Below are 22,378 nucleotides of genomic sequence, written 5' to 3' on the forward strand. Positions count from 1 at the left end.
GGTATTTTCAAGGAACTACTAGGGAAAAGCAAATAAAAGAGCCGCTTAAAAGCGGCTCTTGAGGTTAGGCTTTAAGGTCTGTTAGCAGTGACTCCATCTGGTCACTCTGACTTCAGAGCTGGGTGATGTTAGCATTGGTAATAGTTAAAGCGATCTGAAGAGCTGAATGGTGCGAAATATCCAACACGGTATGATTGCGAATATATCGACCACAGATTCGTATTGGAATGAATTGATTAATTACTTAAAGTCTAACGGTGGGAGGCGTAAATCATGCAGGAGTGCAGTGCGAAGTTTATCGTTTCAGGAATAGTGCAAGGTGTAGGGTTTCGTTACCACACTTCGTATCAGGGGAAAAAGTTAGGCCTCGTTGGCTACGCTAAGAACCTCAACAATGGTGACGTAGAAGTCGTGGTTTGTGGGGCGCAAGAGAAAATTGATGAGATGGCTGACTGGCTGACTCAAGGGCCTAAAACATCAAGTGTTGACCATGTTCAAAGACAGAGCGTTTCCTACAAGCCATACAAAGGATTTCAGATCCTGTAGCGTGGCAACAGGATCACAATCGCATCTTTTTATAAGCACTTGGCAGGCTTAGGCAGACCCGCTAATTTGGTAGCCTGTTTAGCTGGCCCTTGTTTAAATAGCTTAAACAGATATTTGCTGTTGCCTTTCTCCGGGCCGTGGGCTTTTTCCATCGCCTTAACCAGCATTCGAACGGCTGGAGATGTGTTGAATTCTTCATAAAAATCACGCACGAAATGAACCACTTCAAGATGGGCTTCAGTTAGCTTAATGCCTTCTTGTTGAGCCAATATCTCTATCATGCCTTCTTCCCACTGAGTATGGTCTAGTAGGTAGCCTTGAGCGTCAGTTTCGATTTGTTTGTCGTTATACTCAAACATCTTAACGATCCTAAATAGTTTGATATTCAATAGGGTAGCGCAGCATACCGCGATTGGACAATATGGCAAGAAAGAAAAAGCCCGAAAGATAAACTTTCGGGCTTTTTGGTGTTTGATTAAACGTTAATCTTAATCGTCATTCATGATGCCAAGGATGCTTAGCAGGCTGATGAAGATGTTGTAGATTGAAACGTAAAGCGTAATCGTCGCTGAAATGTAATTTGTCTCACCGCCACGGATGATGCCTTGAGTCGTCATCAGGATCGCCATGGTAGAGAACACGATGAACAGGCTGCTTAGTGCCAGATGTAGAATCGTTGACTGGATAAAGAAGCTCGCAATCATACCTACAACCAGTACGACAAACAATGACATCATCAAACCGCCCATCATAGACAGGTCACGGCGTGTCGTTAGAGCATAAGCAGATGCAGCCATGAAGGACAGAGCAGTACCGCCAAGTGCCGTTAGGATCACATCGCCCATTCCTGCGCCAATGTATGCGTTAAGGATTGGACCAAGCGTGTAGCCTAGGAAACCAGTAAACAGGAAGGTAAATACCAAACCCATGCTATTATTACGGTTCTTTTCGGTTAGGAATAGCAGACCGTAGAAGCCAACAAGTGTGATGATGATGCCCGGACGAGGAAGATTCATCGCCATAGAAACACCAGCAACCACTGCAGACCAAAGCAGAGTCATAGAGAGTAGAGCGTAAGTATTACGCAATACTTTGTTTGTTTGCAGAGCACTTTCTTGCGTTGAAGTGCGGGTAAACATAGGACTGTTCATAATCTTCCTCGTAAGGTTTTATGTTTATATCTACATTTATGAGGTTTAATGACCAAAAGATCAAGCCCCAAGTCAGTTAGTAGTAGATAAAATAATAATAGAAATAAAAACTTATGTATTTTGAAAGATGTAACACAATATAACAACTGCAAAGGGCGACCGAAGTCGCCCCTGTGTTATGCCATCTTTAGAAATTAGTGGTGCAGGATCTGAGCAAGGAAATTTTGCGTTCGATCTGACTGTGGGTTTTCGAAGAACTCAATTGGGTTGTTCTCTTCAATAATCTCACCCGCATCCATAAAGATAACACGGTCAGCCACTTCTTTAGCAAAGCCCATTTCGTGTGTTACACACAACATGGTCATGCCTTCTCCGGCTAACTCAACCATAACGTCAAGTACTTCACGAACCATCTCTGGGTCAAGTGCCGACGTTGGTTCATCAAACAGCATCACTTGCGGGCTCATACAAAGTGAGCGAGCAATGGCAACACGCTGCTGCTGACCACCAGATAGTTGGCCTGGATATTTATCGGCTTGATCTGGAATCTTAACGCGTTCTAGATATTTCATCGCAATCGCTTCAGCTTCCTCCTTAGGCATTTTTTTCACCCAAATTGGAGCCAGCGTACAGTTTTCTAAAACAGTTAGGTGAGGGAACAGGTTGAAGTGTTGGAAACACATACCAACTTCGCGACGAACGGCCTCAATGTTTTTCAGATCTTCAGTCAGCTCATTGCCAGAAACGATAATCTGTCCCTTTTGGTGTTCTTCCAAACGGTTAATACAGCGAATCATGGTGGATTTGCCAGAACCAGAAGGGCCACAAATAACGATTTTTTCGCCTTTCTTAACGTTTAGGTTGATGTTTTTCAGTACGTGGAATTCGCCGTACCACTTGTTCATATCCTTTATTTGGATCATGTAATCTTGTTGTTGCGTCATAATACGTCCTTGAGCTCTAATTATCGTTTGTGACCGGTATGAAGTTTGTTTTCTAGCCAGATCGAATATCTCGACATGCCGAAACAAAATACCCAGAACACTAACGCGACAAATACATAACTTTCCGTTGCAAAGCCTAACCACTCAGGGTCAGTGTTTGCAGCTTGTCCGATACCCAGTACGTCAAACATACCGATGATAAGCACCAGACTAGTGTCTTTGAACAATCCGATAAAGGTGTTCACGATAGATGGGATAGTAATCTTCAGTGCTTGTGGAAGAATAATCAGCCCCATTTTTTTCCAATAACTTAGACCTAACGCGTCTGCGGCTTCGTATTGTCCTTTTGGAATAGCTTGAAGACCACCACGAACCACTTCCGCCATGTAGGCAGCACTAAACATCACCACACCAATCAATGCGCGGATAAGTTTGTCTGTTTCTGAACCTTCAGAAAGGAACAGGGGCAGCATAACTGAAGCCATAAACAGAACCGTGATAAGAGGTACACCACGCCATACTTCAATGTAGACAGTACACATACTGCGAATGATCGGCATTTCTGAACGGCGCCCTAGTGCCAGAGCAACGCCGATAGGTAGCGAAACGACAATACCGACAAGTGCGATAATCAGTGTAACCAACAAGCCACCCCATTTGTGCGTCTCGACAACTTCCAGACCAAATACACCGCCATAAAGTAAAGCAGCAATGATAAATGGGTAGACGTTTACTAAGAATAACCAAATCCATAGACGCTTAGGTGTTTTCTCGTAAGCCAGCAATACCGTAAAGATAGCCAGTGTCACGTAGAAAAACTGAGGTCGCCAAAGCTCGTCGGAAGGGTAGAAACCATACATAAATTGGTCCCAGCGAACGCTGATAAATACCCAGCACGCACCCTCACGACTACATGCGTCACGAGTTGTGCCAACCCAGTCTGCATTGAGAATAGCCCAGTTAAACACGTCCCATAGTACCATCGCGGATAAAACGGCGAGGATAATTGTTACGACTGAGTTTATTGGACCATTAAATAGGTTTTTTCTTAGCCAACCTACCAGACCAACCGTATTTGCAGGCGGCGGAAGGCTAGGCTGAAATTGATGTACTTTCATTCTATCTCTCCACCAAAGCCACTTTCTTATTGTACAAGTTCATCAGAGCCGATGTGACTAGGCTGAGTGTTAAGTAAACACCCATCGTCATCGCAATGATTTCAATCGCCTGACCAGTTTGGTTCAGCGTTGTACCAGCAAATACTGAAACCAAGTCGGGGTAACCAATCGCCATCGCAAGCGATGAGTTTTTGGTTAAGTTCAAGTATTGGCTAGTCAGCGGTGGAATAATGATACGCAGTGCTTGAGGGATAACCACCAGCTTTAGCGTACGAGAACGTGGTAGCCCTAGTGACATAGCGGCTTCTGTCTGACCATGGCTAACGGCATTGATACCTGAACGTACAATCTCAGCAATGAACGACGCCGTGTAAACACTCAACGCAAGCAGTAATGCTGCGAGTTCTGGGATGATGCTAATACCACCTTTAAAGTTAAAGCCTTTTAGAACAGGGTATTCGGCAGAGATAGGTGAACCTGCTAAGAAGTAAACGATGACAGGTAGAACAACACAGAGCCCCAGCATGATACGTCCCATAGGCGTTTGCTGACCGGTCAGTTTTTGCTTGTTTTTCGCCCATACACCGATCAAAAGCGTCGCGATAATGCCAATAATCACACTTGCTACAACAAAGGAAGAACCTTCGCCAAAGACTGGGGCAGGGAAGTAGAGGCCACGAACGTTGAGGAAAATGGCTTCACCCAGACTTAAACTTTGGCGAGCTGACGGAAGTGCTTGCAGAACTGCGAAGTACCAGAAGAAAATCTGAAGAAGTAAAGGAATGTTACGGAATGTCTCAATATAAACAGCAGCAAAACGGCTAACTAACCAGTTAGACGAAAGGCGTGCGATACCCATTAGAAAGCCAATCACCGTCGCGAGGATGATACCAAAAAACGAGACTAGCGCCGTGTTGAGTAGCCCGACCATAAAGGTGCGGCCGTAAGAGAAGGTTTCATCGTACTCAATCAGCGTTAAGCCAATCCCAAAGCCGGCTTCTTGAGTTAGAAAGTCAAAACCCGTGGCAATACCACGTGCTTCTAAGTTGGTTAGTGCATTATTGACAATTGTGTAAAAGAAAAAAACGAGTGCTGAAATCGCTATGATCTGGAAAACAACAGCTCTAAAGGTGGGATTGTATAAAAGGTTAGCGTTTGAATTCGGTCCGTTATCCGATTTCGTCGCAAAATTAGTAGGTTTCATACAGCTATAACCTCAAATCCATTTTTATAAAAAGGGCGGCCAAAACCGCCCATTTTCTATTGTAACTATGTAAAAATTAACGGATTGGAGGAGCGTACATGAAGCCACCCGCATTCCACAGTGCGTTTACGCCACGTGAAATTTGTAGTGGTGAACCTTCACCGACTGTGCGCTCGAAGCTCTCGCCGTAGTTACCCACTTGTTTCACAACTTGGTAACCCCAATCGTCACGGATGCCTAGGCCTTTACCTTTAGGACCGTCTACACCAAGAATACGCTTGATGTTTGGATCTTGAGACTTAAGCATTTCGTCTGCATTTTTAGAAGTGATGCCGTATTCTTCAGCGTTCACCATTGCAGCTAGAGTCCACTTAGCGATGTTAAACCATTGATCGTCACCTTGACGAACCACTGGGCCTAGAGGCTCTTTAGAAATGATTTCTGGAAGAACTTGAGCAGATGCAGGATCTTGAAGATTCAAGCGAAGTGCGTAAAGACCTGATTGGTCAGTGGTTAGTACGTCACAACGGCCAGCGTCGAAACCTTTCGAAGTTTGAGCGGCTGTATCAAATACAACTGGCTTGTAAGACATACCACTGTTACGGAAGTAGTCCGCTAGGTTAAGTTCAGTTGTCGTACCAGACTGAACACATACAGAAGCACCATCTAGCTCTTTAGCGCTTGTTAGACCAAGGTCTTTCTTAACCATGAAGCCTTGACCATCGTAGTAGTTAACACCAACGAAGTTTAGACCTAGAGCTGTATCACGGTGAAGCGTCCAAGTTGTGTTACGAGAAAGAACATCGATCTCACCAGATTGAAGTGCAGTGAAACGCTCTTTCGCTGTTAGAGGAACGTATTTAACTTTTGATTTATCGCCAAGTACTGCCGCAGCAAGCGCCTGACAGTATTCAACGTCAATGCCTTCCCATTCACCTTTAGAGTTAGGGTTAGAGAAACCTGGCAAGCCAGTACTTACACCACAAGTTAGGAAACCTTGTTTAGTTACTTTATCTAGCGTGCTATCCGCAGCAGCAGCGCTTGTAGACATCAGTGCAGTAGATGCCGCTACAACTGAAGCAAGAAGTGTTAGTTTATGTGCCATTTGTATCCTTCCTGTATGATCCATGTTAAATCAGGTTCAACCTGATACAACGATTAAATGGTGTTGTGTTTCTTAATTATTAGGTTGTGTATGCCCATATTTGGGCCTTAAACAAATCAACCAGTTATAAGCGTAGGAAAGGATTCGCAATTTCTCAAATGTATAATTTAAAAAGATTTTTGAATGAAATCACAAATCCTGACAGACTTTAGAATGACGAAATGTTGCTTAAATGTAAATAGTGCAAGAGGTCACAAATTTGGTGCGACAGGATGGTGTAATAAATTTATCAATACATATAGGGTTCAAATTGGTATCACTGTTATCAATTAGTTAAAAAAGCTAAAAATAGTTCGAAATTTGGTCATTTATTAGGTGTAATCTGAATTGGGAATGAATCTATTGCTCTATTTTTGGTAGTATCAAGGCTGAAGATGTTTTTAGTAACTCAAGGAATGAAATGCAGTATTTTCCACTGTTTATAGACTTAACTCATAAACCCGTTCTGGTCGTTGGTGGGGGTGAGGTCGCAAGCCGCAAAGTAGATAGCCTAGTTAGGGCGGGAGCGAATGTTACGATCGTCTCACCCAATGTGGAGTCTTACCTCGCCAACTTGATCGAAAAAGGGGACTGCCAATGGATCCAAGGGTTCTATTCTGCCGAGTTACTCGAAAGTTGCTATGTTCAAGTTTGGGCGACAACCGACAATCCAGATTTGAATCACCAAGTCCATCATGACGCTAAGCGGAAAGGGATATTGGTGAATGTCGTGGATGACCTACCATACTGCGACTTTATTACGCCTTCGATGATTAACCGTGGCCGGATACAACTCGCGATATCGAGTGGTGGCTCTTCACCCGTTTTGATTAGGAATGTGAGAGAAAAGCTAGAGGCTGTGTTACCGCAAAACCTAGCGATACAAGCTGACTTCGCGGCCTCTAAGCGTAATGACATTAAAAGTCGTTTTGCTAGCGTTGAGCAACGACGTAAATTTTGGGAAGCTTATTTTTCGCGCTCAGATGTTGAAAGAGCGACCAACAATGGCGATCTAGAGAGAGCCTATCAAGCGCTGCTGCAAGAGGGGGTCGACCAGAGTGGTTCGGTAACTTGGATCGAGTATGGTGAAGATGTCGAGCTTCTTACCTTGAAAGCATTGAGATTGATGCAGCAGGCCGAGATAGTGTTGCATGACCCGAACTGTCCTTTTGCGTTTATTGACCTCGTTCGCCGTGATGCGGAAAGAGTTGAATGCAAGAGTGAGGCGGATTTTAGCAATGAACTGCAGAAAGCTCGAAGTCACGATCAAAGAGTGGTGGTGTTAATGCCACCTAAATCGAAAAGAGTTACCTTCTTACAGGGCAAGGATTTGCTAATAGAGCTGGGAACGGTGAAATAGAAAAGGGCCACTAAGATGTGGCCCTTTTACTTATCAAACAGGCGAATAAAAGATATTAGTCGCGGAAGTTCTCATACTGGAATGGTTGACCTAGATCTGATTCACGGATCAGTGCAATAGCAGCTTGCAGATCATCACGCTTCTTACCAGTTACACGAACCTTGTCGCCTTGAATCGATGCTTGAACTTTCATCTTGTTGTCTTTAATCAGTTTAACGATTTTTTTCGCCATTGGCGTTTCGATGCCTTGCTTAAATACAACGATTTGATGCCAGTTTCTTCCTGATGCTTCTTCTGGTTTGGCTTCCATTGCATTAACATCAACGCCGCGCTTAGTTAAGTTACCGCGTAACATATCGCGTAGTTGCTTAAGCTGAAATTCACCCTCTGCGCTTAGCTTCACCGATTCGTCTTTTTGCATCTCGAATGACGCTTCAACGCCACGAAAATCAAAACGAGTTGTTAGCTCGCGTGACGCATTGTCTACTGCGTTACGTAGTTCAACAGTATCGATTTCAGAAACAATATCAAATGATGGCATGTTGGAGTCCTTATTATTACGAGCGAGCTTTTACGGCATTTGCCAGCATGTCAAGCATAGTGGCTGTATCATCCCAGCCTAAGCAAGGGTCTGTGATCGACTGACCGTAAGTAAGATTACTTAGGTCTTCCATGGATTGATTACCTTCGTTAATGAAGCTTTCAGCCATGATGCCTGCTACTTGATTTTTACCTGACTTGATTTGTTCACAGATGTCTTCAGCGACTTCAAGTTGTTTTCTGTGCTGCTTTTGGCAGTTAGCGTGGCTAAAATCAACCACAAGGCGTTCAGGTAGGCCAAACTCGCCCAGTTGTTTACATGCTGCATCGACGGATGCTGCATCAAAGTTAGGGCCTTTTTCACCGCCACGAAGGATAACGTGACCAAATGGGTTACCGCTAGTGCGATATACGGTCATACGGCCGTTTTTGTCTGGTGAATAAAAATAGTGAGACGCTAGAGATGCACGAATTGCATCGATAGCGATCTTGATGTTCCCGTTGGTACCATTTTTAAAACCAACTGGGCAAGAGAGTGCGGACGCCATTTCACGATGGATTTGTGATTCGGTCGTACGTGCACCAATCGCACCCCATGTAATGAGATCTGCAATGTACTGGCCAGTGATCATATCTAAAAACTCGGTAGCAGTTGCTAAACCAAGCTTATTGATATCGAGCAATAGCTTACGGGCTTTGTTCAAACCTGTTTCTAGCGCATAAGAGCCATCAAGATTTGGGTCAGTAATTAACCCCTTCCAACCTACGACAGTGCGAGGCTTTTCAAAATAGGTGCGCATAACGATGAACAGTTCATCTTTATACTGATCTTGCACAGCGGCTAAACGCTCTGCGTAGTCAAGGGCGGCATCGGTATCGTGCACGGAACATGGGCCGACAATTACCAATAGGCGCTGGTCTTCCCCTGTAAGGATATTTTCAATTTGGCGACGTGACTGTGCGATACGCTCAGCGACCTCATCGGTAATTGGATGGGCGCTTCCTAATTCTGCCGGAGTTGGCATTGGACCCAATGGTTGGGTTCTTAATTCATCGGTTTTTAATGGCATACGACAGCCTGTTCTTTTTATTACGAAGCGGTAAAGATAACGGAAACCAAGATAGGAATAAACCACTTATCGCGATTCTTATTAGCATTAAACTGCAAAGTGCAAATCTATGCACTTTTATTTTCAGCCCTAAACCACCTACTTCAGTAGGTGGTTATCATTCAGTGAGGCTTTGCCTGTAGTTCTACCCATGTTAAATGCTCCCTTGATTTTTAGCGAAGTCAAAGAGGACAAATAACATGAGTAGATACAATCAAGCTTCCCACGTATTTTGGAGATGTCAATATCACATAGTGTGGACGCCAAAATACAGATTTAGGATCTTGAAGAACAATGTAGGCAAAGAAGTTTATCGGTGTATAAATGTTTACTGTAATCAACTTGGATGGGAAGTTGTTGAGCTGAACGTCCAAGTTGACCACGTGCACTTAGTCGTAAAGGTTCCACCCAAGCTATCAATATCCAAGTTGATGGGCGTATTGAAAGGCAAAATAGCCTTAAAGCTCTTCAGTAAGTTTCCATATTTGAGGAAAAATAAGCTTTGGGGTAATCACTTTTGGCAAAGGGGCTATTTTGTCGATAGTGTAGGAATTAATGAAGAAATCATTCGACGTTATGTAAGACATCAGGAGAAGAAAGAGCGCGTGGAACAGCAACAATTAGCGCTGGACTAAACAAAGGCCCCCTTTTAGGGGGCTCACACAAAGCCACCTTCTTTAGAAGGTGGTAATTTACTTACTAAAAATGCTAGCAACCCCTTGTATTATCGACATACGATAGGTATGTTGAGGAATAGAAATACAACGAAAACCTTTGCCTGGAGCAGTAATGAGTTTAACCCGTTCTAGCAGTATGCATCCTGCGCTAAACCTCGGCGATTCACTTCCTCAGCTTGATCAAGCAACCAGTGGTTCGCACCTTTTTGTATCATTGTCAGAAATGATTTTAGAACATGTCTTCTACCATCCCGATCATGCCGCGATTTTGCCATCTCTTGAAGAGAGTGAAGTGGCATCAATTAATGCCATCTTGGGCGAGCAGACGCTAGAGTTGCACTTCGTATCGACACTCACTGAACAGATTTTAGCGGCAGTGAAGCCACAACATCAGTCGGTACGCATCGATCTAGGTGGTGCCGACAGCTACAGTTTCCGAACACTGTTGGGGGGACAGCTTGAGCCAACTGAAGTTAACCCAGCGCTTGGTTTGCGCGGTGTCTCTCGTTTTGCCCATGAGAAATTTGTCCAGTTGTTTACGCTAGAGTGTCAGGTGATTAAGGCATTGCAGCAGCAAGGTTGCGATGTTGAAATTGTCGTACCTTTTGTCAGAGGATTGTCTGATGCCGCCAAAGTAATCGACTTACTCGCAGAACAAGGTTTACCAAGGGGACTCAATGGTTTGAAAGTTCTCTATACCGTTGATGTACCATCGGGCGCGTTGTTATCAGAGCGATTACTTCATTACTTTGATGGCTTGGTGATCAATGTGGAAAACTTAGCTCAATTCACCTTAGGGGTTGATCGCCTTAGTGAGGAGTTGGAGTATCTGTTTGATCCGGAAAGCGAAGCTGTCATGATGCTGATTGAGCAGGCCGTCGACGCGGCGACGAACAGCAATAAGCCGATTGTTCTAGTCAGTAATGGGTTAGTTCAATATGCTCGTTTACAAGAGTACATCGTTGAGCATCCACAGATAGACGTTTTGGTGACGTTGTAACTCAAACTGGTTGTTAAGTCACTGTTTATAACGCCTAATGTTAATGAAATGTTGACATTGGGCGTTGTTCGTTATGAACTAAGATGAATTTCACTGGTCGGACTAGTTCAATGTTGTCAGCTCTCTCAAAAGCAAATCTCTATCTCAATCTGTTCGGATTTTTTAAAGTGCCGTTTATTTGGCTGGCTCGGCCAAAGATATTGGAACTGAATGCCGAGCGTGTTGAAGTCAAAATTCCCCTAAAAAGAAGAACCAAAAATCACCTCAACAGTATGTATTTTGGTGCATTGGCTGTCGGGGCTGATGTCGCAGGAGGTTTTATGGCGATGAGTAAAGCTGAGCAGTGCGGCAAAAGGGTATCACTAGCCTTTAAAGCAGTAGAAGGGCAGTTTCTCAAACGTCCCGAAGCAGATGTTCATTTCGTTTGTGAAGATGGCAAGTTGATCGATGACATGCTAGAGAGGACTTTCGCTACTGGTGAGCGCGTCAATCAAGCAGTGAAAATTACCGCCATTTGCCCAAGTCTGCACGGCGATGAACCTATGGCGGAATTTTTACTTACTCTGTCATTGAAGAGAATGGATGGCTAACGTCATCCACTTCAATTTGTTCAATTGCGACGATCTTGCTTCGGTTGAGAATGATCTTCCAACGATAGTAGCGTGGCTGGCCGTCGTGATTATCTTCTTTGGCAATCAGATTGATAAGATGACGTTTTTCAACCGACTCGCGACTTACCTGCCCGTTATTGTTCATGTAAACCTTATTTGAGCCTTTGTCCATCAAGCGAGTTAATTCACGCATGCTAACCAACAAAGACTCACGCGTTTCTTCATAACCACTCATAAACTTCGATGTCGACATTTCAGTTTTAGAGCTGTAGTGAAGCACTTGTTCTTCACGCTGGACAACGCGTTTCTTGCGGATTGACTGAATTCGGTCAGGCAACTTATCGAGAACCTTATAGTCTAGCCATTCGAGTTTCTGTCCCACCGCTTTCATGGTTGTTGGGTCTAAGTAAAGTTTACGCCATTTTGGGCGGCCTTTGCGAAGCCATCGCCACATCACATCACGCAGGTCATCTTTAAAAATTTCCCTTAATGCGTAAACAAATGACATTAAGACAATGAAAGAGGCGGTGATCTCTCCCCAGTAGTCACGAGCAAGAATGGCTGTGATGGTAACAAACACCATGACAAAGCCAGTTGCACTGCCTTTAACGACTCGCTTCATATTGTTACCCAGCGACTGCGTGCGCTCCTTCAATACCACCGGATGTTCTATCAGGCGGCGCAATAGGCGCATTTTATTACTGAGTCGTATGACGTCATCACGAACACTTTTGGAGTTATAATTGTTGAGCTTTCGGTGCGCTGCTTCTTTTTCTACAATGGCGAGCAAACTCTCTTTAAGGCTCTTATACTCGCTATCACGAGGCATATGTGCGACAAGCGACATCAAACGCTGTCCTGTGTACCAAGAAAGATAGTTGTCTATATTGGCGTAGTAACGCTTTAAGCTCTCTTCGTAAGGAATACTACGGCGCAGTTTCTTGAGAATATCGAGAGAGAGGTTGATGACTTCGTCGACCTCGTCAGTAGTGACAGACTCGGTATTGTGTTTATTGAGTTCGTTGACCGCTTTGTCTAGCGCGATAACATACTGATAGGCGAACAAACTCAAACTGACACGGTATTGAGTTGAAGAGAGCCTACCTCGTTTAGCTAAGCGGCTGTGCACGAGAGGAAGGAGGGTTTTGTCACTGTAGTAAGCGCGTTTTTGAGATATCGACTCATAGTAGAATTCACTCTCTTTAAGGATGTCCGGCGAAAGCCCAAGCTCACCAGGTACGAAAAAATAGAGATCTAAATCCGATTTTTTTGTCGCTGCCATCGCATGAGAAATCTTGAGAGTGATGCCGTCCTGCTTATCAACAGTGATCAATTAACGCTCCTAAAAAAGGTATAAATATCTGGCGCAAGCATAACAGAGATTCGCTATAATCACCGCAAATTTAACAAGAGACAGTTGAAATGATTAAAGTTGGTCAGACGAACCACTTAGAAGTAGTAAAAATAGCCGATTTTGGCGTATTTCTCGATGCCGGAGATTACGGTACGACCTTGCTTCCAAAACGTTTTGTACCTGAAGGTGTGGAAATTGGTAGCGTTATAGATGCATTTTTATACTTTGATTCTGACAGTCAGTTAGTCGCAACAACTGAGACTCCTGTTGCTCAAGTCGGCGAATGGGGGTTGATGAAGATCGAAGGTGTCAACACTACCGGTGCTTTCGCTGATTGGGGTATCAAAGGTAAAGACCTACTGATACCTTTTAGTGAGCAACGTTCACGTTTTGCGGCGGGGCAAACCGTACTTGTTTATGTCTACAGCGATAAAGCTTCTGGACGAATTGTTGGAACAACGAAGTTTAATAAACTGCTGGATAAAACACCAGCAAATTACACTCGCAACCAACAGGTTGATTTAATCATCGCAGAGCGTAGCGAACTTGGTTACAAAGCCATTGTGGAAGGCCAGCACTGGGGAATGATTTTTAAATCAGATGTGTTTGGTAAGTTATTTATTGGTAAGCGACTTAAAGGTTACATCAAGAATATTCGCGAAGATGGCAAAATCGACCTGTCCCTGCAGAAAATCGGGGTTGGCAAGATGGATGAACTGAGCCAGAAGGTGATGGACTTATTGGAGAAGAAGGGTGGATTCTTACCTCTCAATGACAAGTCATCGCCAGAAGCTATCTTTGCCGCTTTCCGTACTAGTAAAGGCACGTTCAAGAAGACGATCGGCGGTCTGTACAAACAGGGTAAAATTGTGATTGAGAAAGAGGGCATTCGCCTGAGTTAACACAATTGGTTTGACTGTTAAGCCGAAAAAAAGGCCCAGAGCTGATCCTGCTTTGGGCCTAGGGGAACGGCTCCTACAGAGCCTGCGCTAACTGTCTGATATATTGTATATATCGATAACCTAATTGTAGTTTATGATCGGCAATGCGCTAGGATTTTGTAGAATTTCATACTATTTAATGACCGCTTAAAACAAGCTTTTGTCTCTGACCAACTCTCTTGGTAGTCCATTCTTGATACGGTTACCCACCCACTTTCCTAATCCAATCACATCGTTAGCGAGTGTTACGATCACTTCACCTTGACCGGATAGGTCAGCAGGGCGAACATCACGTCCCATAAACCACTCACGAGCCTCATCAATAGAAAGTGCTAGGGCTGTTCTCTCTTTACCAGTAGCTAATGCCGTTGCAACTTGATGCTGCCAGCGGTAGCCCTTTTTGTGGGCTTCAGCAATTTTGATCCCCATTCGGGAGAATCTAAGCTCACCAAGCATAGGTTCAAGAGCATCAGGGAACAACCATACGTCGTTGTCTCTCAACCAGATAGAAGATGCTTGAGGTAAATTAATCTCCAGTTGAGTGTGGAGTTGTTTAGCAATGTCCGCTTGTACTTTAGCGCTCGCTTTCTCAAACGGAAATTTGCCCAAACGCTTTTTCACTTGAGGGGCGGAGACTGACGCAAGTTTGCGCATACGTGCAACAAAGAAGCCTTCACAATCATATACCTGAGGGAATATGTGTAGAAAACCGTCTTCGGTAAGAGCTTTATCGGCATCAGGGAAAAGGGAAGCGAGGCTATCGAACTCTACAGCATCACCAAAGGTCGCTTTAAGGTGATGACATACTTGTTGATTCTCTTCAATACTGAGCGTGCAGGTTGAGTAGACCATAACGCCGCCAGGTTTTAACGCATGAAAAGCGCTTTCAATCAGATCTTTTTGTGTGTCAGAAATCGAAAGGACCGACTCTTTACTCCAGTTCTTCATGGCGTCTGCGTCTTTACGTACCGTACCTTCACCTGAACAAGGTGCATCAATCAATACTGCATCAAAGTGCTCGGGCAACCAGCCACCAAACACACGACCATCAAAGTTGCTAAGAGCGGCGTTACGTACTCCACAGCGCTCTATGTTAGCGTGGAGTACTTTTACACGGCTTGCGGAAAACTCGTTGGCAACGAGCACACCTTGGTTGTTCATCTTTGACGCAATCTGAGTGGTTTTCGAGCCTGGTGCAGCCGCCATATCGAGCACACTGGTGAAGTCATCTTGGTCATCCAAGAATAAAGCGGATACGGGCATCATAGAGCTGGCTTCTTGGATATAAAAAAGCCCAGACATGTGTTCTGCCGAGTTACCTAGCGGGACTTCCGATTCGTCTGCGTCAATCCAGAATCCTTCCTCACACCAGGGTACAGGTTGAAGTTGCCATCCTTTGTGTTGTGCTCGTTGAACAAACTCATCGATTGAGATTTTGAGTGTGTTGACCCGAATACTCTTACGCAATGGGCGCTGACATGCGGCGATAAAATCCGCCATGTTCAGTCCTTGGGGTAGGATTGATTGCATTTCAGCGAGAAAGTCGTCTGGTAGGTATACGTTCTGGTGCAAGGTTCTGTCTCTACAAGCGTAAACGGTCGGTGATTATAGCTAATTTCAATAAAAAACGCAGCGAATTCGCTGCGTTTCCCATGGATTAAGGTTTTGGTATCGCTGTACGCCATGTGCGCCAGCTGTCTTCAGCTTTGGTATATAGGTAGAAGGACTGACCTTGACGAGCGATTGGCTCCAATTGTTTTTGTTCTGGCGTCGCAAAAGTTATTCCACCACGAACAATACTATCAATTGTGCCGGCTCTAACATTGGCACCGGTAATACCGATCGATACGTCGACGCCAGATGTGTTCCAGAAAACACTGTTTTGACGAACTAAATAGGCGTATTGAGGCTCAATAGCAATGGTCGATATGACGCGATCAGCAAATTCACCTAACTGAACATTGGTTACTTGACCGACTTCTATCTCACGATAGAGTACCGGTGTACCAACAGTGATAGAGCCGCGAGATTCACTTTGTAGGGTGAAGGTAATGCCGTTTATCGCCGGTTGTTGGTGGTTAAGTTCAAAGGCATATGTCGCTTTGCCGTTACCCGGTAACACGTTGATCGATTGTGCCAGGAGGTTTTGAATGTTCTTCACACCACTAAGACCCACTTGCGCTTTAGGTAACCAGAAGTACGACCCAGCAACCGCAATTGTATTGGTGTATTCAGGTAATATACGCGCCTTGACTTCTACTCTGTTGAGTTTGAAGTCTGGAATAACCAAGGTGACCTCACCAACTTTTACTCCGTTATAGTTGATTGAAGTGCCTTTTGTGATTGTGTTTTCGCCATTGAGTGTCAATGAGATCACTTGGCCATATTTCCTTGCAGTCTTGAAGTCTGAGTAGAGCAACCATTTGCCGTTTTGCTTATTTTCGACTCCAGGCAGAGAATCGAATGCAATGCCTCCCTGGATCAAAGAGGTGAGTGGGGCAGCCTTAACGTTGATGCCTGCAAGGCTTGCATCTATCTCAACGCCTGAGCGGTTCCAGAATACGGTTTGATCAGTGACAAGGTGCTTATATTGATTTTCTATACTCGCGCTGATGATGACACCACCGTCGACCAAATAGAAGTCAGCAACATTACCCACTTGCAGATTTCGATACAACAGAGGACTGCCTTTACTGATCGAAGGTAATTCGTTAGCAAAAAGGGTCAACTTGGTAGAACCTGAGATATTGTACTTAGCGAGTTCTGCAAGTGATTTGTTTTGATAGAGCGTGTATTGCGCCTGTGGCTGAGCTTTTCCTTCACTAACGAAACTAATAGAACCCGTTAGAAGCTGTTTTGCTGGTGGCACGGTAATATTCAAGCCTGATTCAGTCAATTCGGCACTGGCGCTACCTGTCACGAAGAAGCGGTTTTGAGACTTAATAAGGTGCGCATAGTCGCTATCGATTAGCGCATCTAGCTGCACTTTGTCGTTAACTAGGCTCACTTGCGTTACCGAACCTACGCTGATACCACGGTAGAGGATGTTGGCACCCTGATCGAGTCCAAACGAATTGTCTGACACTAATTGAAGTGAGACAGAGTGGGCTTGTTGGCGTTTGAAGTCGTCTTTTCTTACTGCGCTAAAATGTCGTGAACGCTCGCCGTCACCAGGAACCACGGTCAGGAAGTTACCTTTTACGATGTTAGCGATGTTTTCTACTCCCGATAGAGAGACTTTCGCTTCTTCAAGAATGAAGCGGCTACCCGTTGTCAGCATGTCACTAAAAGCAGGCTGGATTGCTGCAGAAGCAACGATGTTCTCTCTACCTTGACTCAACTCTAAATCTGTAATCTGTCCGATCTCGATACCACGGTACATGATTGGTGCGCCAGAAGCGTTGATCTTGTTGTCATCTGGTAAATCAATCTTTATTGCGATACCTCGACCAGCGGTTTTTAAATCTGGATAGAGTTTAAACTGAGAGTTATCTGCAACAGGCTCACCACCATCAGGTGAGTCGACAGCAATAGAGCCTCCAAGCAGAGCACTGAAACTTTCCAGTTTTACATCAACCCCTTCGAATCCTATGTTGGCACCAATACCACTGACGTTCCAGAAGCGGCTATCGTCGGTGATGATGTGGCGATACTCATCGCGTATCGAGGCTTGGATGATGACGTTTTTCGAATCACGGTCAAGCTGATAGCTATACACTTCACCAATCGGTATCTTTCGATAAACGATTTGTGAACCGACCGAGATACCGCCTAAGTCTCTCGATTTTAGTGAAATATTAAGCCCTTGGTTTGCCAGTAAATCGGAGGGAGCACGCTCTAGAGCGGTAAACTTGGTCTCAGGCTCGGAAGGGTTATTACCTGGAGAAATCGCGATATAGTTACCCGAAACAAGTGCATCAAGGCCAGAAATCCCAGACAGACTCGCTGTGGGTTTGACCAACCAGAAACGCGCTTCTTTGGTCAGCAATTTCGTGGCTTGTGGGTAGATGTCCGCATCGACGTAGATACTCTGTAAGTCTGGGGACAAATTGATGTCTTTCACCATGCCCACTTCTAAGCCTTGATAGCGGATGGTGGTTCTTCCTGCGATCAAGCCTTGTGCATCAGAGAAGTAGATCTGGACTCGTTGCCCGGCATCTTGCACGGCTTTGAACACCAGCCATCCTGCCAGTACCATAGTTAAGATTGGTAGCAGCCAAAGTGGTGATATTCCTTTATTACGCTTGATATGCGGGGAATATGAGTTTTGTGTGGGAGAAGGGTTACTCATTTAACGACTCTTTTCTATCAAATTCTTCTGGGTAATTGTCCCAAATTAGTCTCGGATCCATGCTTTCTGCGGCTAACATGGTGAGCACAACTACAATACCAAATGCGACCGCGCCATAGCCTGGTGTAAAGTCGAGAATTTGGCCTCTATCAACTAATGTCATCATGATCGAGATGACAAACAGATCCATCATCGACCAGCGACCAATCCATTTAATGACAAAATAGATGCGCATTCTGTGTTTGTGGTAAATCTTGCGTTTGAACTGTATCGCCATTAACAGGTAAGACAGCCCTAGGATCTTGGCAACGGGAACCACGATACTGGCAACAAAAATGATGATGGCGATGCCAGTCATTCCACTATTTACTAGCGAAGCAACGCCAGAAAAAATGGTATCTTCTAAGCGTTTGCCGTTAGTTAATAAAATTGAAATTGGAATGATGTTAGCAGGAAATATCGCAATACTGGCGGCGATGAGATAAGCCCATGTTTTTTGAATCGAGTACGGTTTGCGATGATGGATAGGGCTTTTACAACGCAAGCATTCCGTCCCTTCAGGTTGAGAAAGGTGACAGTGATGGCAGTGAAGCGTTTTTTCTGACAACGCGTATTGCTCTTCCGCATGAAACACTTCCCAGTATCGGCGCACGTTTACTCGTGTCACCAGTAGTACGGTAGAGACTTGCAGCAGCACTAGACCAATCAAGCCCGGTCCAACGTAGATATCCGAGTAATCTTGGAGTTTGAAACACGAAATGGCGATGCTAACAAGAAAGACATCAATCATTACCCACGCTTTGACATAGTCAATAATTGACAGCGAACTCTTGAGCAAACGAAACGAGCCTTTGCTCAGCGCGATATGCGCCGCGACAACCGAACTACACAACAAAAGGGGCGCTATCGAACTGCAAAAGAAAATAAGCAGTGACAGGAGTACAAAACCTTCTTGAAAAAGTGCCAATACGCCTGAGGGTAAAGTCGCAGGAATCATCACGCCGAAAAGACGAATGCTTATAAACTCGAAAAAGTGCGAAGGAACAAACAGTAAAAGGCAAGTTATTGCAATCGCTAAATTGCCTGACAGAGAAGGATTCCCCCCTCGGTATAGATGACTATTGCATCTAGGGCAGTAGGCGCTTTTGCCTCTCTCCACAGAGACAAGGTCAACGGGTAGTTCACAGCCGTGGCAAAGCCTAATATTGGTTGGCTTGGAGTCATGAGCATGCAAGAGCTGAGGGGCGTTCATCGCAGCCCCTCTATATTTTTGGCATGAGAAAAGGGCCTAAGCGTGACTTTGCACGTTGCCGTATAAGGTTTGATATAAGCCTTGCTGTTCAACCAATTCTCCATGAGTACCTGCTTGAGATACTTGACCGTCTTCAAGTACGTAGATCAAATCTGCCTGTTTAACCGCGGACAATCTATGCGCGACAATTAATGTTGTGCGACCACGTAGAAACTCGGTAAGCGCTTTATGCAATGCGGCTTCTGTTGCAGTATCGAGTGCCGACGTCGCTTCATCCAAAATGACAAACTTAGGATTACTCAATATCATTCTCGCAATCGCTAGGCGCTGACGTTGTCCACCTGACAGCCGAATACCATTGCGGCCTATTTGCGTATCAAGTCCATCACTGAGTTGACTGATGACATCTTGCATCTGCGCAACTTCAAGCGCACGCCATAAAGATAAGTCATCATATTCTGTGCCTAGTGTCAGATTATGCCTTAAAGTGTCATTAAAGAGTATAGGCTGTTGTAATACAACGGCAATTTGCTCTCTAATTATTTCAAAACTGATATCATTTGTCGCTTGACCATTGTAGCGGATATAGCCGGAGTTAGGCTGATACACACCGATAAGCAACTGGATCAATGTTGACTTGCCCCCGCCGCTGGAACCGACCAGCGCCACTTTTTTACCCGCTGGTATGGTGAGGCTCAATTTAGAGAGGACTTGTACTTCATCATTGTAAGAAAAACTCACCTTGTCGATTTCAACATCGACTTCTCGATCATCAGTAAATGGATTCACCTTACTTTGAGGGCGATGTTCTTCTTCTAAATCTAATAGGGCATTGATCCGTTTCAGTGCGGCTTTGGCACTATACCAAGAAAACTGAATGCCAAGCAGTTCTTGAACAGGAGAGAGCATGAACCAAAGGTAGCCAAATACTGCGAAGATTTGACCTATGGTCAGGTCACTAAACAAGACCATTAACATTGCAACTGCACGGAATAACTCAAATCCTAATAAAAATAGAAGGAAAGAGACTCGACCAGCGGCTTCCGATTGCCATGCATACTTATCTGCATCTTGGCGAATGTGGTCTGCATGGGTTTTTAGTTCGTTAAGAAATTCCCGTTCTCGATTTGCCGCTCTTAGTTGATAGATGCCATCTAAGGTCTCGACTAATCGATTCTGAAAACGTTCAAACGATTGATTTTCGCGCTTTTTAAGATGCTTTACTTTACTGCCTAGCTTACGCGAAAAATAGATTACAACCGGATTAACCAAAAGAATAAACAGACCTAAACGCCAGTCTAGCCAGAGAAGAACCCCTGCAGTACCTATGACAGTCAACAGGCTGATAAGAAATTTACTGAGAGTCGAACCAATAAACTGATCGATGGTTTCTATGTCAGTAATCAAGTGAGCATTGATACCTCCAGAGCCACGAGTCTCATACTGCCGAATGCTGATACGGCCGAGTTTATCGATCATTTTGCTACGCATTTGATACGTAATGGTTTTAGATACCAAAGTAAACTGACGGCTCTGTACGATGGAAAGTGCTTGGCTAGCCGTACGCATAAGTACAACTAAGAGCAGGGTCAAAAAGATATAGCCAGTTGCTGTCTGCATCGAATCAGGTAACAGTTGGTTCATCACTTTAAGGCCCGTACCGGGTTGGTTGAGCAACACTTCGTCGACCATAAGTGGCATCAACAATGGAATGGGCACACTGATTAAGGTGGCGATGAAAGCAATGACATTGGCAAATATCAGCTTATTGCGGTGTTGTTTTACTTGTGTTATCAACCAAGAACGGCTAATAGTGTTGGAATTGTTAGTCATTATAATGAGAATGCTTACTATTTGTAGTTTGCGAAATTGTACGCAGATTCATAGTGGAAGTCTCTAGTTTTCAAATGGATGTATAAATGAAAATAGAACATTATCAACGCTTAACCAAACAAGTCATCGCACTTATCGAATCTGAGACCGATTTGATCGCCAATTTGTCAAACATCAGTGCTTTACTCAACATGGAACTTGAAGAGTTAAACTGGGTTGGTTTTTATTTAATGAAAGATGACCAACTGGTGCTTGGCCCGTTTCAAGGCAAACCTGCATGTGTGCGCATTCCGGTAGGGCGTGGAGTCTGTGGAACCGCGGTCGCGACCAATACGGTTCAGCGTGTTCATGATGTGCATGAGTTTGAAGGACATATCGCCTGTGATGCAGCGAGCAACTCAGAGATCGTGATTCCATTTTCGATTGATGGTGAAATGTTTGGTGTGTTGGATATTGATAGTCCGAAAGTGGGGCGATTCAATGAAATCGATGAGCAGGGGCTAACTTTTTTGATGCAGGAAGTCGAAAAGCTGCTTAATTCACACGCTATCAAGGCATAAATTATCTATTGAGTGTGGTTTTTCGCTTGCAGGTCACTATAATACCTCAAATATTTAATCTTAATGCTCGCGGATGAACCGCAATAACCAGGAACCCACATGGAAAACACTGAAAAGTTAAAAAACAGCAAAGAAGTTATCGCATATATTGCTGAATGTTTCCCTAAGTGCTTTACTTTAGAAGGTGAAGCTAAACCACTTAAAATTGGTATCTTTCAAGATCTTGCGGATCGTCTAAGCGATGATCCTAAAGTAAGCAAAACTCAACTTCGTGCAGCGTTAAGACAATACACTTCATCATGGCGTTACCTTCACGGTGTTAAGCCTGGTGCAGTACGTGTAGATTTAGATGGCAACCCAGCAGGCGAGCTTGACGAAGAGCACGTAGAACACGCAAAAACAGCACTAGCTGAAAGCAAAGCTAAAGTGCAAGCTCGTCGTAAAGAGCAAGCGACTAAAACTCGCGAAGAAAGTAAAGAGAAAGCTAAGCCTGCGGCGAAGAAGCCTCAAGGCCGTCGCCCGCAACAAAATAAAGTACAAAAAGCCGCTAAGCCTGTAGAAACGCGTGCTCTGAATGCTGACGAAGTGAAAGTTGGTAATCAAGTAAACGTCAATATGGGTAAAGGAAACATGGCTGCGACTATCGTTGAAATCAATAAGGAAGATGTGCGTGTTCAACTGACTAACGGCCTACAAATGGTTGTAAAAGCGGAGCACTTGCGCGCATAAAGGAGATACTCCTA

At 44.4% G+C, this 22,378-nt stretch carries 21 protein-coding genes; 8 read left to right on the top strand and 13 right to left on the bottom strand.

The features are described from left to right. Window positions 1-273 precede the first annotated feature (273 nt). Window positions 274-546, top strand: coding sequence for an acylphosphatase (gene yccX / locus DA100_RS11945; protein ID WP_138972341.1), 273 nt, complete (start codon window positions 274-276; stop codon window positions 544-546). Window positions 547-575: 29 nt separating this feature from the next. Here the strand turns inward: yccX and DA100_RS11950 are convergent, their stop codons facing one another. The 6 genes from DA100_RS11950 to DA100_RS11975 all read right to left on the bottom strand — a co-directional run bounded on the left by DA100_RS11950 (window position 576) and on the right by DA100_RS11975 (window position 6,068). Further along, window positions 576-905 carry a TusE/DsrC/DsvC family sulfur relay protein gene (locus tag DA100_RS11950; RefSeq protein ID WP_138972342.1) on the bottom strand — a complete coding sequence of 110 codons (330 nt, stop codon included), beginning with the start codon at window positions 903-905 and terminating at the stop codon, window positions 576-578. 129 nt (window positions 906-1,034) lie between these two features. Then, entirely contained in the window at window positions 1,035-1,697 is a 663-nt protein-coding gene (locus DA100_RS11955; protein WP_138972343.1) for a Bax inhibitor-1/YccA family protein, read from the bottom strand. Between the two features lie 194 nt (window positions 1,698-1,891). Further along, window positions 1,892-2,641, bottom strand: a complete 750-nt coding sequence (locus tag DA100_RS11960) for an amino acid ABC transporter ATP-binding protein (protein WP_138972344.1) — start codon at window positions 2,639-2,641, stop codon at window positions 1,892-1,894. A 20-nt stretch (window positions 2,642-2,661) separates the two neighbouring features. After that, window positions 2,662-3,759, bottom strand: a complete 1,098-nt coding sequence (locus DA100_RS11965; RefSeq protein ID WP_138972345.1) for an amino acid ABC transporter permease — start codon at window positions 3,757-3,759, stop codon at window positions 2,662-2,664. A 1-nt stretch (window position 3,760) separates the two neighbouring features. Beyond that, window positions 3,761-4,963, bottom strand: a complete 1,203-nt coding sequence (locus DA100_RS11970; protein WP_138972346.1) for an amino acid ABC transporter permease — start codon at window positions 4,961-4,963, stop codon at window positions 3,761-3,763. Between the two features lie 76 nt (window positions 4,964-5,039). Then, window positions 5,040-6,068 (bottom strand): amino acid ABC transporter substrate-binding protein, encoded by a 1,029-nt coding sequence (locus DA100_RS11975; RefSeq protein WP_138972347.1) that lies wholly within the window; start codon window positions 6,066-6,068, stop codon window positions 5,040-5,042. Window positions 6,069-6,528: 460 nt separating this feature from the next. Here DA100_RS11975 and DA100_RS11980 point away from each other — a divergent pair, with 460 nt between their 5' ends. Beyond that, entirely contained in the window at window positions 6,529-7,467 is a 939-nt protein-coding gene (locus DA100_RS11980) for an NAD(P)-dependent oxidoreductase (RefSeq protein WP_138972348.1), read from the top strand. Window positions 7,468-7,522: 55 nt separating this feature from the next. Here DA100_RS11980 and DA100_RS11985 read toward each other — a convergent pair whose 3' ends face one another. Together DA100_RS11985 and DA100_RS11990 are read right to left on the bottom strand one after the other, a co-directional pair. Continuing rightward, window positions 7,523-8,008, bottom strand: a complete 486-nt coding sequence (locus DA100_RS11985) for a YajQ family cyclic di-GMP-binding protein (RefSeq protein WP_138972349.1) — start codon at window positions 8,006-8,008, stop codon at window positions 7,523-7,525. A gap of 16 nt (window positions 8,009-8,024) precedes the next feature. Beyond that, the gene (locus DA100_RS11990) at window positions 8,025-9,077 is read right to left on the bottom strand and encodes a 3-deoxy-7-phosphoheptulonate synthase (RefSeq protein ID WP_138972350.1); all 1,053 of its coding nucleotides are present in this window, start codon (window positions 9,075-9,077) and stop codon (window positions 8,025-8,027) included. Between the two features lie 239 nt (window positions 9,078-9,316). Between DA100_RS11990 and tnpA the strand changes: the two genes are divergently transcribed. The 3 genes from tnpA (at window position 9,317) to DA100_RS12005 (ending at window position 11,383) form a co-directional block, all read left to right on the top strand. After that, window positions 9,317-9,751 (top strand): IS200/IS605 family transposase, encoded by a 435-nt coding sequence (gene tnpA / locus DA100_RS11995; RefSeq protein WP_138970335.1) that lies wholly within the window; start codon window positions 9,317-9,319, stop codon window positions 9,749-9,751. 154 nt (window positions 9,752-9,905) lie between these two features. Next, window positions 9,906-10,793 carry a putative PEP-binding protein gene (locus tag DA100_RS12000; protein WP_138972351.1) on the top strand — a complete coding sequence of 296 codons (888 nt, stop codon included), beginning with the start codon at window positions 9,906-9,908 and terminating at the stop codon, window positions 10,791-10,793. Between the two features lie 110 nt (window positions 10,794-10,903). After that, on the top strand, window positions 10,904-11,383 hold the full coding sequence (locus tag DA100_RS12005) for a DUF4442 domain-containing protein (protein WP_138972352.1): 480 nt from the start codon (window positions 10,904-10,906) through the stop codon (window positions 11,381-11,383). On the opposite strand, the gene DA100_RS12010 is transcribed toward DA100_RS12005, so the two are convergent. Continuing rightward, complete coding sequence (locus DA100_RS12010; RefSeq protein ID WP_138972353.1) at window positions 11,352-12,737, bottom strand: hypothetical protein; 1,386 nt, start codon at window positions 12,735-12,737, stop codon at window positions 11,352-11,354. The genes DA100_RS12005 and DA100_RS12010 overlap by 32 nt on opposite strands. Window positions 12,738-12,826: 89 nt before the next feature. On the opposite strand from DA100_RS12010, the gene DA100_RS12015 reads away from it, so the two are divergent. Next, window positions 12,827-13,660, top strand: a complete 834-nt coding sequence (locus DA100_RS12015) for a S1-like domain-containing RNA-binding protein (protein WP_138972354.1) — start codon at window positions 12,827-12,829, stop codon at window positions 13,658-13,660. A gap of 186 nt (window positions 13,661-13,846) precedes the next feature. Here the strand turns inward: DA100_RS12015 and rsmF are convergent, their stop codons facing one another. The 4 genes from rsmF to DA100_RS12035 all read right to left on the bottom strand — a co-directional run bounded on the left by rsmF (window position 13,847) and on the right by DA100_RS12035 (window position 21,075). Continuing rightward, window positions 13,847-15,271 carry a 16S rRNA (cytosine(1407)-C(5))-methyltransferase RsmF gene (gene rsmF / locus DA100_RS12020; RefSeq protein ID WP_138972355.1) on the bottom strand — a complete coding sequence of 475 codons (1,425 nt, stop codon included), beginning with the start codon at window positions 15,269-15,271 and terminating at the stop codon, window positions 13,847-13,849. Window positions 15,272-15,356: 85 nt separating this feature from the next. After that, the gene (locus DA100_RS12025; protein ID WP_138972356.1) at window positions 15,357-17,990 is read right to left on the bottom strand and encodes an MlaD family protein; all 2,634 of its coding nucleotides are present in this window, start codon (window positions 17,988-17,990) and stop codon (window positions 15,357-15,359) included. Beyond that, on the bottom strand, window positions 17,983-19,242 hold the full coding sequence (locus DA100_RS12030) for a paraquat-inducible protein A (protein WP_138972357.1): 1,260 nt from the start codon (window positions 19,240-19,242) through the stop codon (window positions 17,983-17,985). Before DA100_RS12030 ends, DA100_RS12025 begins: the two co-directional genes overlap by 8 nt. A gap of 36 nt (window positions 19,243-19,278) precedes the next feature. After that, a complete protein-coding gene (locus DA100_RS12035) occupies window positions 19,279-21,075 on the bottom strand; it encodes an ABC transporter ATP-binding protein (RefSeq protein WP_138972358.1) in 1,797 nt (598 codons plus the stop codon). 86 nt (window positions 21,076-21,161) lie between these two features. Between DA100_RS12035 and DA100_RS12040 the strand changes: the two genes are divergently transcribed. Both DA100_RS12040 and proQ read left to right on the top strand, forming a co-directional pair. Beyond that, window positions 21,162-21,635, top strand: coding sequence for a GAF domain-containing protein (locus DA100_RS12040; RefSeq protein WP_138972359.1), 474 nt, complete (start codon window positions 21,162-21,164; stop codon window positions 21,633-21,635). Window positions 21,636-21,734: 99 nt separating this feature from the next. Next, complete coding sequence (gene proQ, locus DA100_RS12045; protein ID WP_138972360.1) at window positions 21,735-22,364, top strand: RNA chaperone ProQ; 630 nt, start codon at window positions 21,735-21,737, stop codon at window positions 22,362-22,364. Window positions 22,365-22,378: the final 14 nt, after the last annotated feature.

Source organism: Vibrio sp. Hep-1b-8, from assembly GCF_006124995.1.
Lineage (GTDB): Bacteria > Pseudomonadota > Gammaproteobacteria > Enterobacterales > Vibrionaceae > Vibrio.

Bases quoted from the DNA above. Each gene is read 5' to 3' on its own strand.
- yccX (WP_138972341.1), top strand. From the start codon at position 274: ATGCAGGAGTGCAGTGCGAAGTTTATCGTTTCAGGAATAGTGCAAGGT.
- DA100_RS11950 (WP_138972342.1), bottom strand. From the start codon at position 905: ATGTTTGAGTATAACGACAAACAAATCGAAACTGACGCTCAAGGCTAC.
- DA100_RS11955 (WP_138972343.1), bottom strand. From the start codon at position 1,697: ATGAACAGTCCTATGTTTACCCGCACTTCAACGCAAGAAAGTGCTCTG.
- DA100_RS11960 (WP_138972344.1), bottom strand. From the start codon at position 2,641: ATGACGCAACAACAAGATTACATGATCCAAATAAAGGATATGAACAAG.
- DA100_RS11965 (WP_138972345.1), bottom strand. From the start codon at position 3,759: ATGAAAGTACATCAATTTCAGCCTAGCCTTCCGCCGCCTGCAAATACG.
- DA100_RS11970 (WP_138972346.1), bottom strand. From the start codon at position 4,963: ATGAAACCTACTAATTTTGCGACGAAATCGGATAACGGACCGAATTCA.
- DA100_RS11975 (WP_138972347.1), bottom strand. From the start codon at position 6,068: ATGGCACATAAACTAACACTTCTTGCTTCAGTTGTAGCGGCATCTACT.
- DA100_RS11980 (WP_138972348.1), top strand. From the start codon at position 6,529: ATGCAGTATTTTCCACTGTTTATAGACTTAACTCATAAACCCGTTCTG.
- DA100_RS11985 (WP_138972349.1), bottom strand. From the start codon at position 8,008: ATGCCATCATTTGATATTGTTTCTGAAATCGATACTGTTGAACTACGT.
- DA100_RS11990 (WP_138972350.1), bottom strand. From the start codon at position 9,077: ATGCCATTAAAAACCGATGAATTAAGAACCCAACCATTGGGTCCAATG.
- tnpA (WP_138970335.1), top strand. From the start codon at position 9,317: ATGAGTAGATACAATCAAGCTTCCCACGTATTTTGGAGATGTCAATAT.
- DA100_RS12000 (WP_138972351.1), top strand. From the start codon at position 9,906: ATGAGTTTAACCCGTTCTAGCAGTATGCATCCTGCGCTAAACCTCGGC.
- DA100_RS12005 (WP_138972352.1), top strand. From the start codon at position 10,904: ATGTTGTCAGCTCTCTCAAAAGCAAATCTCTATCTCAATCTGTTCGGA.
- DA100_RS12015 (WP_138972354.1), top strand. From the start codon at position 12,827: ATGATTAAAGTTGGTCAGACGAACCACTTAGAAGTAGTAAAAATAGCC.
- DA100_RS12025 (WP_138972356.1), bottom strand. From the start codon at position 17,990: ATGAGTAACCCTTCTCCCACACAAAACTCATATTCCCCGCATATCAAG.
- DA100_RS12030 (WP_138972357.1), bottom strand. From the start codon at position 19,242: ATGAACGCCCCTCAGCTCTTGCATGCTCATGACTCCAAGCCAACCAAT.
- DA100_RS12035 (WP_138972358.1), bottom strand. From the start codon at position 21,075: ATGACTAACAATTCCAACACTATTAGCCGTTCTTGGTTGATAACACAA.
- DA100_RS12040 (WP_138972359.1), top strand. From the start codon at position 21,162: ATGAAAATAGAACATTATCAACGCTTAACCAAACAAGTCATCGCACTT.
- proQ (WP_138972360.1), top strand. From the start codon at position 21,735: ATGGAAAACACTGAAAAGTTAAAAAACAGCAAAGAAGTTATCGCATAT.